This window comes from Parvibaculum sp. (assembly GCF_040882025.1).
GTDB lineage: Bacteria > Pseudomonadota > Alphaproteobacteria > Parvibaculales > Parvibaculaceae > Parvibaculum.
Window position 1 is genome coordinate 1 of the sequence record NZ_JBBECC010000130.1, and the last position, 9,998, is coordinate 9,998.

Sequence of the window (9,998 nt, forward strand, 5' to 3'; positions counted from 1 at the left end):
CGGTGAACCGCCCCCTTTTTTGTTTAAAGGAGGCACTTCACCTGGAAACGCTCTAGTGGCGTCAAACCGATCCAACGAACATCAACCTGGAGATCAAGACATGTCGAAAATCACCTTCACCAGCTCTCTGGCCGCGGCCGGCGCCATTGCGACCACGCTTGCCTTCGCCTCGCTCGCCACGCCGTCCTTTGCCGAAGAAGACGGCATGGAGAAATGCTACGGCGTCGCGCTGGCCGGCCAGAACGACTGCGCGGCGGGCCCCGGCACGACTTGCGCCGGCACCTCGACGCTCGACTATCAGGGCAACGCCTGGAAGCTCGTTCCGGCCGGCACTTGCGCGAGCATCGAGACGCCCCATGGCAATGGCAGCCTTGAAGCCAAGACGACGCAGCTCCCGTCGTAAGGCAGCACCGACCGGGCAGGAGGACATGCACGTGACACATGTTCAGGCATCGCACCGCCCGGCACCTATGCGCGCCATGAGCCCGGTCCCGGCAGCCGCCGGGATCGGGCTCAAGCCGCAACACTATCTCGAGATTCTCGAGAACCTGCCGGCGCTCGGCTGGTTCGAAGTCCATGCCGAAAACTACATGGGCGCGGGCGGACCGCCGCATCGCTACCTCACCGCAATCCGCGAACATTATCCGCTGTCGCTGCACGGCGTCGGGCTGTCGCTCGGTTCGGCCGGGCCGCTCGATCGCGCGCATGCGCTGCGGCTGAGGGATCTGGTCGACCGCTACGAGCCCGGGCTCGTGTCCGAACATCTTGCCTGGACGCGGCATGGCGAGACGCATTTCAACGATTTGCTGCCGGTACCGCTGACGATGGAGGCTCTCGATGTCATGACGGCGCATGTCGCGGAGATGCAGGATATTCTCGGACGGCAGATTCTCGTCGAGAACCCCTCCGTCTATACCGACATCCGGGACGCCGAGATGAGCGAGTCCGAATTCCTGATCGCCCTGACGCGGCGCAGCGGCTGCGGGCTGCTGATCGACGTCAACAATGTTTACGTCTCCTGCGTCAATCGCGGTGACGACGCACAGGACTGGCTCGCGGCAATTCCGGCCGAGCTTGTCGGCGAGATACATCTGGCGGGCCATGCCACGGAAATGGTCGAGAACGTGTCATTGCTGATCGACGATCACGGCAGCGCTGTTGCGGCGGCGGTGTTCGATCTCTATCGCGATTTCATGGACGATATCGGTGTGCGGCCGACGCTGATCGAATGGGATACGGATGTACCGGCGCTCGATGTTCTTCTGACGGAGGCGGCGCGTGCACAATGCTGCATCGACCGGATCAAGGGCCTCGACGCGGTGATGGGTGCTCCTCATGGCTGAGGCACTGGCAGGATTTCAGGCCGCATTCGCCGCCGCGCTTTCCGGCCGGGGGCCGATACCGGCCGCGCTGAGCGCGAAGCTCGGATCGCCGCCGGTTGCGAAGCGGTTCGATGTTTACCGCAACAATGTCCATGCGAGCCTCATCAATGCGCTCGAAGCCGCGTTTCCCGCCGTCGAACGGCTGGTGGGGCGTGAATTCTTTCGCGCGGCGGCGCGGGTCTATCTCGAAGGGGGCTTGCCCGTGCAGGGTACGCTGATCGGCTATGGCGAGGGCTTTGCCGATTTTCTCGACGGCTTCGAACCGGTGCGGGGCTTGCCCTATCTCGGCGATGTCGCGCGGCTGGAGCTGCTGTGGCTTGAGGCCTATCACGCGGCCGATGCGGCGGTGCTGACGGCTGAGGTTTTTTCGATCATCGCGCCGGACCGGCTGGCGGTGGCGAGGCCGGTGCTTCATCCGTCGTTGCGGTCGCTCGCTTCCGCCTATCCCGTCGTCGAAATATGGCGGACCAACCGCGAGGACGAGACGGTGAAGCCGGTTCGTCTCGATGCGGGTGGCGAGGCGCTGTTGCTGCTGAGGCCCGATGCGGAGGTGAGGCTCTATCGCCTGCCGCCCGGCGGGCTTGCTTTCGTCAAGGCGCTGCAGGCAGGTGCGACTTTCGGCGCCGCAGCGGACGAGCTTTCGGGCGCCGCGGATTTCGAGCTGGCGGGCCTTCTCAAGAATCTTATCGCATGGGGCGCATTTGCCGCCCTCGACCTAGAGTCGTTCATCGTTTCACGGAAACAATGAACGACTCCTAATCCTTGTTTTGTCGCGTTTCCGGACGGTGAACCGCCCCCTTTTTTGTTTAAAGGAGGCACTTCACCTGGAAACGCTCTAACGGAGCCTTCACATGACTGAGGTTTTTCAGAATGTCCGCGTGCTTGTCGAGCGCCTGATTTCACTGATGACACGCATTCCGGACTGGACCTATGCCTCGATGATGCGCGTGGCGATATTCTTCATTTTTTTCAATTCAGCGCGGACCAAGGTCGACGGCTTTATTACACTGAAGAGCAGCACGTTCTATCTGTTCGAGCATGAATATGCGCTGCCCCTTATCCCGTCCGACTGGGCGGCCTATATGGCGACCTATGCGGAACATGTCTTTGCGGTTCTGATTCTACTGGGGCTTGCGGCGCGGTTCAGCGCGCTGGCGCTTCTCGGCATGACGGCAGTGATTCAGATTTTCGTCTATCCGGAAGCCTATGTCGTGCATCTGAGCTGGGCGGCGATGCTGCTCTATCTGATTGCGCAAGGCGCGGGCGCGCTGTCGCTCGACCGGGTTGTGAGCGGGCGCGGCAAACGGTGAGGTGAAAGGAAGAAGAAGGGTTCACGCGGAGGCGCGGAGCCGCGGAGAAGAGAAAATTTATTGCGCCTTCCCCCTACGATGATTCGCAGCTTCGGCGGACAAGTCGGCGCGAAGCGCCAGAAAACATTCCCTGCGCCTCTGCTTGAAATTTTCTTGCTTGCTTCCCTTATCCGCGGCTCCGCGCCTCCGCGTGCAAAATCTTCACCTTGCCATGGACCGCCCATGGATACCGGTGTTCCCGGCTTTCGCCGGGACAAGAGCCGGGATCCATTGGTTCCCTCAGCAAGTGTCGTCAAGCGAAGCATCAATCGCAGTTGCGGCACAATGTCATTCAAGGGCTGCGGCAAGCTGGCCTGCGAGTGGGCCCCGGCTTTCGCCGGGGTGACACCGAGTTTTTGGCAGCCGAAGAGCGTCAAACAGCAACACGCGATTGCCCGGCCCACAGGAGAGGGTGGAAGTAAAAGCGGTTGAGGCCGGGAGGTTACTCCGCGGCCTTTTCGCCGATCTTGTCGAAGTCGCTCGCGTCGTGGCGCTCGGGGAGCTGGCTTGCCGGATCACCCCAGCCGCGATTGACCATGCGGCCGCGCTTGACGGCAGGGCGCTCGGCTATCTGATCCGTCCAGCGATTGACATGCTTGTATTCGTGGACGCTCAGGAACTCGCCGGCTTCGTAGAGGAGGCCTTTGGCGAGCGCGCCGTACCAGGGCCAGATCGCGATGTCTGCGATGGTGTAGTCGGGGCCCGCGATGTATTCGCTTTCGGCGAGGCGCCGGTCGAGCACGTCGAGCTGGCGCTTCACTTCCATCGCAAAACGGTTGATCGCATATTCGCTCTTGTGGGGCGCATAGGCATAGAAGTGGCCGAAGCCGCCGCCAAGATAGGGCGCGGAGCCCATTTGCCACATCAGCCACGAGTAAACTTCAGCGCGCTTCACGAGATCCTTCGGCATGAAGGCGCTGCCGAATTTTTCCGAGAGGTAGAGCAGCATGGCGCCGCTTTCGAAGATGCGGGTCGGCGGGTTGGTGCTGCGGTCCATGAGGGCGGGGATTTTCGAGTTCGGGTTGATGGCGACGAAGCCCGAGCCGAACTGATTGCCTTCGGAGATGTTGATCAGCCAGGCGTCGTATTCCGCGCCCTTGTGGCCGGCGGCCAGCAGCTCTTCCAGCATCACCGTGACCTTGACGCCGTTGGGCGTCGCCAGCGAATAGAGCTGGAAAGGATGCTTGCCGACCGGCAATTCCTTTTCATGCGTTGCACCGGCGATGGGGCGGTTGATGGCGGCGAAGCGGCCGCCGTCACCCTCCTTGTTCCAGGTCCAGACTTTCGGCGGCGTGTAGCTTGTTTCGGTCATCGGAGGCTCCCTTGCTGGATCCGACATATCGGGCCGGGCCAGCGCGATTTGAAGGGCCGCGAACGGGCCCGTCAGGATTTGTTTTGATGCTGTTGTAGCGGCGGGCATGGGGCGTGTCGATGGCGCGCCGGCCCGGACGATGGGGCGGGCGGAATGACGCGGCTGTGCGATCTTCAAATCTGTTACAAATAAAGCGGAAGAATAGAGACGTGGTGCGGGTCCGGCGATCCGGCGGCATCGAAGCGGAAACCCGGCAGGCGAGCGTGAAGCAGGACGAGACTTCCACGGCGGCACCGGCGCAGGCCTGGCACGCGCTCCCGGCCGATGCGGTGCTATCGGCACTTGACGGGCGTGCCGATGGGCTTTCGGAAGAGGAAGCGGCGCGGCGGCTCGCGTTTCACGGCCCCAACCGCCTGCCGCAGGGCAAACAGCAGGGCGCCCTGACACGCTTGCTGCTCCAGTTCCACAATCTGTTGATCTACGTTCTCATCGCCGCAGGCGTGCTCGCTGCCGCCATCGGCCACCTGACCGATGCGCTGGTGATCGGCGCCGTCGTCATCGCCAATGCCGCTATCGGGTTCGTGCAGGAGGGACGTGCAGAGAAGGCGCTCGAGGCTATTCGCGGCATGATCGATCCGCAAGCGTCCGTCGTTCGAGGTGGCCGGCGCGTGACGGTCAAGGCGCAAGAGGTCGTGCCCGGCGATGTCGTGATGCTGGCGGCGGGAGACAGGGTGCCCGCGGATCTGCGCCTTCTCGGCGGACGCAACCTGCGGGTGGACGAGGCGGCGCTGACGGGCGAGTCCGTTCCTGTCGACAAGGCCGTCGCGCCGGTCGATGCGGGCGCGGCGCTGGGCGACCGTTTGTCCATGGCTTTTTCCGGCACCTTCGTCGTTGCCGGTCAGGGCAGGGGCGTTGCCGTTGCGACCGGCGCGGCGACGGAACTCGGCCGGATCAGCAGCATGATCGGCGCGGTCGAGCGCATCGAGACGCCGCTCGTGAAACGGATGAACCTGTTTGCGCGCCAGATCACCGTGGCGGTGCTGGGGGTCTCCCTGCTCGTGTTCCTCTATGCCGCGTTCGTGCAAGCCTATTCGCCCGGCGATGCCTTCATGATCGTTGTCGGGCTCGCCGTCGCCGCGATCCCCGAAGGGCTGCCGGCGGTGATGACCATTGCGCTCGCCGTCGGCGTTCAGCGCATGGCGAACCGCAACGCCATCGTGAGGCGCTTGCCGGCCGTCGAAACGCTGGGCTCGGTCTCGGTGATCTGTTCCGACAAGACCGGTACGCTGACGCGAAACGAGATGACGGTCCGCGACGTGGTGACGGCGACGGCGCATATCGACGTGGATGGCGTGGGCTACCGGCCGGAAGGAAAATTCCTGATCGCAGGCGAGGCAACCGACGCTGCCGCCTCGCCCGTGCTGGAGGAGCTGTCGCTGGCGGCGCTGCTGTGCAACGATGCGCATCTTCGGCCGGCGGGCGAGGACTGGCTTGTCGATGGCGATCCGATGGAAGGCGCGCTGGTTTCGCTTGCCGTCAAGGCCGGGCACGACGCAGCCGCCGCGCGGGCGCGGTTTGCGCGGCTGGATGTCATTCCGTTCGACGCGCGGCACCGTTATATGGCGACGCTGCACGCGCGCGAGGATCGTCCGCCGGTCATTTATCTGAAAGGCGCGCCCGAACAGATCATTTCGATGTGCGCGCAGGCCGCGCTGGAAGATGGCGAAACGCCGCTCGATGCCGACGGCTGGCACCGCAAGGTCGAGATGCTGGCATCGAACGGGCTGCGGGTGATTGCGCTGGCGCGCCACGTCATGCCCGCGGGCACGCGCAATGTTTCGACGGGCGATGTGAAACGGGGGTTGACGCTGCTCGGGCTTGTCGGGCTGATCGATCCGCCGCGTCCCGAAGCGGCAAGCGCCATTACCGAATGCAAGGCGGCCGGTATCGGCGTCAAGATGATCACCGGCGACCATGCGGCGACCGCTCGCGCCATTGCCCGGCAGCTCGGCATGGCCGATGCGCCGCGCACCGTCACGGGGGCGGAACTCGACGCGCTCGATGACGGGGATTTCCGCATGACGGCGCGGGACGCGACCGTGTTTGCGCGGACAAGCCCCGAACACAAGCTCCGGCTGGTAGGGGCGCTGCAATCGGACGGTTCCGTCATCGCCATGACGGGCGACGGCGTGAACGACGCGCCGGCGCTGAAACGCGCCGATGTCGGGGTGGCGATGGGCGGCAAGGGCACGGAAGTCGCCAAGGAGGCGAGTGAAATGGTGCTTGCCGACGATAATTTCGCGTCCATCGTCGCCGCCATTCGCGAGGGGCGCACAGTCTACGACAATCTCACCAAGGTCATCGCCTGGACGCTGCCGACCAATGGCGGCGAGTCCCTGACCATCATCCTCGCGATCCTTTTCGGCCTGACGCTGCCGGTGACGCCGGTGCAAATTCTGTGGATCAACATGGTCACCACCGTTGCGCTTGGCCTGACGCTTGCCTTCGAACCGACGGAGCCGAACGCGATGGGCCGTCCGCCGCGGCCGGCGGGACAGCGGCTGCTGTCGGGCCGGCTGCTGTGGCGTGTGCTGTTCGTTTCCGTGCTGATGGTGGTGGGCACGTTCGGCATTTATGCATGGGCGATGAAGCGGAGCCTGCCGGTGGAAACGGCGCGGACAATGGTGGTCAATGCGCTGGTGGTGATGGAGATCTTCTATCTCTTCAGCGTGCGCTATGTGCATGGCACGTCGTTTACATGGCGCGGTGTGCTCGGAACGCCGATCGTTCTGATCGGCGTTGTGACGGTGACGATGGCGCAGTTTGCCTTTACCTATCTGCCGCCGCTGCAAGCGATTTTTGGAAGCCGCGCGCTTGCTCTCACCGATGGACTTGTCATCGTGGCGATGGGCGCTGCGCTGCTGGTGGTCGTCGAAGTGGAGAAGCGGGTGGCGGCGCGGCTGGGGCAAAGCGGCTGACCGCCCCCTGCTCTTCAGGAAGCGGGGGCGGTGCCGTGTGCGGACGACCTACTTGATCGCGCCCGATTTTTTCAAGGCGTCGAGGTCAGCATCGCTATAACCATGGGCTTTCAGCGTGTCGATGGTGTGCTGGCCGAGGGCAGGGGCGGCGGCGACCGGACCTGTATTACCGGCGCCGGGGAAGCGGATCGGCGAGGCGGGAGAGAGATAGGTGCCGTTGCCGTCTTCCTCATGCACCTCCACATAGGCGCCGGCGGCATGGGCCTGCGGATCGGCGAAGACATCGGCCGGGCGCATCAGCGGGGCCCAGATCATGTCTTCGGCGTCGAGTTTTCCGCGCCAGTATTCGGTGTCGTGTTCGGCGAAGGCGGCATCGAGAATGTCGACAAGTTCGGCGGCGTTGGCACGGCGGACCTTCGGATTGTCGAAACGCGGATCGGTTTCGAGTTCCGGCTTGCCGATGGCGCGGCAGACGGCCTTCCAGTCGACCGAGCCCTGGCGGGGTACGATGACGATCCAGCCGTCCTTCGTGTGGAAGAAGTTGCTCAAGGGGGCGATGGTTTCGTGGCGCGGTTTGGTGGAGCCGAGCTTGCCATAGCGAAGCTGGACGGCGGTGTCCGATCCCGCGGCATAGACGCCGGCACGCAGCAAGGAAGCTTCGACGAGGCGGCCCTTGCCGGTTTTCTGGCGTTCGACAATGGCGGCGAGGATGCCGCCCACGGTCGCCATGCTGGTGGTGTGGTCGCCGATGCCCGTTCTGAGGATCGTCGGCTCCTGGCCCTTGACCGTTTGCAGCCAGCCGACGCCCGAACGCGCATAAAAGGCCGCGATGTCGAAGCCCGGCTTGTCGCGGTCCGGACCTTCGAGGCCATAGCCCGTGACGCTGGCATAGACGAGGCGCGGGTTGATTTCGGCGAGCGACTTGTAATCGAGGCCGGCGCGCTCAAGCCCGCCGGGGCGGACATTGGTGATGAAGACATCGGCGTCCTTCACCAGCCGTTTCACGGCTTCGACGCCTTCAGGCGTTGCGGTGTTGATCGCGAGACCCTTCTTGCCGCGATTGTCGAGGTCGAAGATGGGGCTGCCCTTCAGGTGGTCGGCGCCCATATTGGCCATGGTGTAGCGCATCGGGCAGCCGGCCAGCGGCTCGATCTTGATGACCTCCGCGCCCCAGTCGGCGAGAATGCCGCCCGCGCCCGGCGCGGCAATGTAGGTGGCCATCTCGATGACCTTGATGCCCTCCAGCATGATGTCCGATCCCTGTTTTTCATATTTCGTGGTTGGGCCGGATCATCCATGAAACGGAGATGGAGTCAAAAAGCGGCCCGATCGCGCCTGAAAACGGCTTGTCCACAGGCGTTAACGTAAACCGTTCATTAAGCGGTTCCGCCTAGGCTTGGCGGTGGATTTGCGCCGTCCCGCGAGCGGACGCGCGTGTCCATCGATGTGGCCCCGGGGGGACCGGATGAGCGAAAAGAAGCTGACGATCGCGGACGTCGAACGCCTCCTGTCGGACCCGTCCGATGGCGCGCGCGCCGAAGTCGCCGCCAAGGTCGCGAGCCAGTTCAAGGATATCGAACTCGCGCCGCGCGAGCGCGAGCTTGCCCATGAAATTCTCGGCTATCTGGTGCATGACGTTGCCGTCAATGTGCGCGAGGCGCTGTCGCTCTGCCTCAACGACGTGCCCGATGCGCCGCGCAATATCGTGCTGCAGCTCGCGCGCGACATCGACGCGGTCGCCATTCCCGTTCTCGAGCGCTCGCCGGTGCTGACCGACGAAGACCTGGTGGGTCTCGTCTATTACGGCAGTCCGGCCAAACAATGCGCCATTGCCGGGCGGCCGCAGGTGGCGGCCCCCGTTTCCGAAGCGCTGGCGCTGAAGGGCGACCGTGCCGCCGTGCTGCGCCTGATCGCCAATGCCGGGGCCGTGATCAACGAGGAAGCGGCGACGATGCTGGTTCAGCGCTATGCCGACGACGCCGATGTGGCCGCGCCGCTGGTTCAGCGCAACGAGCTTCCGGCGACGCTGGTCGAACGCCTGATCGCCATGGTGTCGGAACAGATGCGCGAGTATCTGATCGAGCATCACGAGATGGATGACCGGGTCGCCGCGACGCTGGAAGAGCAGGCGCGCGAGCGGACGACGACCGATGCGATCGCCCAGATGAACGATACCGATTTGCGGGCGCTGGTGGCGCAGCTGATCGAGAACAAGCGCCTGTCCGCGACGCTGATTCTTCGGGCAGCCTGTGCCGGCAATATGCGTTTTGCCGAGGAGGCCTTCGCCGAACTGACCGGCGTTCCGTCAGACCGCATCTGGCGGCTCATCCACGATGTCGGGGCGCTGGGGTTTCGCGCGGTTTATGCACGCGCGGGCATGCCGGAAGCGCTTTATCCCGCGTTCCGCGTGATGCTGGATACTTACCATGCGGTGCGCAGCAGCGACGGGTCGCTCGATCTGCCGCTCTTCCGTTTCCATGTGCTGGAGGGGCTCAAGGAAGCCTTCGAGCAGATCGAGGCCGAAGATCTCGATACGATGATCGACAAGCTCGGCCGGCTGGCCGCGCCGGTACCGGCCGCTCGCGACCAGGACGTCGCCTGACGACGCCCGCATTTTCCTTCGCGACAAAATGGAATAGGTTTCGGCCTTCGACTTCAACGGAGGCCGGCCGATGAGCCATCAGATCAAGGACGCTTTCATTTGCGACGCCGTCAGGACGCCGATCGGGCGTTATGGCGGAGCGCTGGCGGGTGTGCGCGCCGACGATCTGGGCGCGGTGCCGCTGATGGCGCTGATCGAGCGCAACCCGGGCGTCAACTGGAGCCGTGTCGACGATGTGATTTTCGGCTGCGCCAACCAGGCCGGCGAAGACAACCGCAATGTGGCGCGCATGTCGTCGCTGCTGGCGGGGCTCCCTGAAACGGTTTCCGGCACGACGATCAACCGGCTTTGCGGATCGGGCATGGACGCCGTCGG

8 protein-coding genes and 1 pseudogene are annotated in these 9,998 nt (G+C 64.1%); 7 read left to right on the plus strand and 2 right to left on the minus strand.

Going from position 1 to position 9,998, the window contains the following annotated elements; translation table 11 throughout:
* Nucleotides 1–100: 100 nt before the first annotated feature.
* From WEB61_RS09415 to WEB61_RS09430, 4 genes are all read left to right on the plus strand, one after another.
* Nucleotides 101–403 carry a DUF2282 domain-containing protein gene (locus WEB61_RS09415; RefSeq protein WP_368064084.1) on the plus strand — a complete coding sequence of 101 codons (303 nt, stop codon included), beginning with the start codon at nucleotides 101–103 and terminating at the stop codon, nucleotides 401–403.
* A 31-nt stretch (nucleotides 404–434) separates the two neighbouring features.
* Nucleotides 435–1,343 (plus strand): DUF692 domain-containing protein, encoded by a 909-nt coding sequence (locus WEB61_RS09420; RefSeq protein WP_368064085.1) that lies wholly within the window; start codon nucleotides 435–437, stop codon nucleotides 1,341–1,343.
* Nucleotides 1,336–2,130, plus strand: a complete 795-nt coding sequence (locus tag WEB61_RS09425; protein WP_368064086.1) for a DUF2063 domain-containing protein — start codon at nucleotides 1,336–1,338, stop codon at nucleotides 2,128–2,130. Before WEB61_RS09420 ends, WEB61_RS09425 begins: the two co-directional genes overlap by 8 nt.
* Nucleotides 2,131–2,233: 103 nt before the next feature.
* Nucleotides 2,234–2,692, plus strand: coding sequence for a DoxX family protein (locus WEB61_RS09430; protein ID WP_368064087.1), 459 nt, complete (start codon nucleotides 2,234–2,236; stop codon nucleotides 2,690–2,692).
* Nucleotides 2,693–3,173: 481 nt separating this feature from the next.
* Here the strand turns inward: WEB61_RS09430 and yghU are convergent, their stop codons facing one another.
* On the minus strand, nucleotides 3,174–4,043 hold the full coding sequence (gene yghU / locus WEB61_RS09435; protein WP_368064088.1) for a glutathione-dependent disulfide-bond oxidoreductase: 870 nt from the start codon (nucleotides 4,041–4,043) through the stop codon (nucleotides 3,174–3,176).
* Between the two features lie 263 nt (nucleotides 4,044–4,306).
* Between yghU and WEB61_RS09440 the strand changes: the two genes are divergently transcribed.
* Nucleotides 4,307–7,021: an HAD-IC family P-type ATPase gene (locus WEB61_RS09440; RefSeq protein ID WP_368064102.1), complete on the plus strand. Its 2,715-nt coding sequence runs from the start codon at nucleotides 4,307–4,309 to the stop codon at nucleotides 7,019–7,021.
* A gap of 48 nt (nucleotides 7,022–7,069) precedes the next feature.
* Here WEB61_RS09440 and WEB61_RS09445 read toward each other — a convergent pair whose 3' ends face one another.
* A complete protein-coding gene (locus WEB61_RS09445) occupies nucleotides 7,070–8,269 on the minus strand; it encodes a CaiB/BaiF CoA transferase family protein (RefSeq protein WP_368064089.1) in 1,200 nt (399 codons plus the stop codon).
* A gap of 217 nt (nucleotides 8,270–8,486) precedes the next feature.
* Between WEB61_RS09445 and WEB61_RS09450 the strand changes: the two genes are divergently transcribed.
* On the plus strand, nucleotides 8,487–9,623 hold the full coding sequence (locus tag WEB61_RS09450; RefSeq protein WP_368064090.1) for a DUF2336 domain-containing protein: 1,137 nt from the start codon (nucleotides 8,487–8,489) through the stop codon (nucleotides 9,621–9,623).
* A gap of 82 nt (nucleotides 9,624–9,705) precedes the next feature.
* Nucleotides 9,706–9,998 (plus strand): annotated as a pseudogene (locus WEB61_RS09455) (3-oxoadipyl-CoA thiolase); the annotation flags it as partial.

Bases quoted from the DNA above. Each gene is read 5' to 3' on its own strand.
- WEB61_RS09415 (WP_368064084.1), top strand. From the start codon at position 101: ATGTCGAAAATCACCTTCACCAGCTCTCTGGCCGCGGCCGGCGCCATT.
- WEB61_RS09425 (WP_368064086.1), top strand. From the start codon at position 1,336: ATGGCTGAGGCACTGGCAGGATTTCAGGCCGCATTCGCCGCCGCGCTT.
- WEB61_RS09430 (WP_368064087.1), top strand. From the start codon at position 2,234: ATGACTGAGGTTTTTCAGAATGTCCGCGTGCTTGTCGAGCGCCTGATT.
- yghU (WP_368064088.1), bottom strand. From the start codon at position 4,043: ATGACCGAAACAAGCTACACGCCGCCGAAAGTCTGGACCTGGAACAAG.
- WEB61_RS09445 (WP_368064089.1), bottom strand. From the start codon at position 8,269: ATGCTGGAGGGCATCAAGGTCATCGAGATGGCCACCTACATTGCCGCG.
- WEB61_RS09450 (WP_368064090.1), top strand. From the start codon at position 8,487: ATGAGCGAAAAGAAGCTGACGATCGCGGACGTCGAACGCCTCCTGTCG.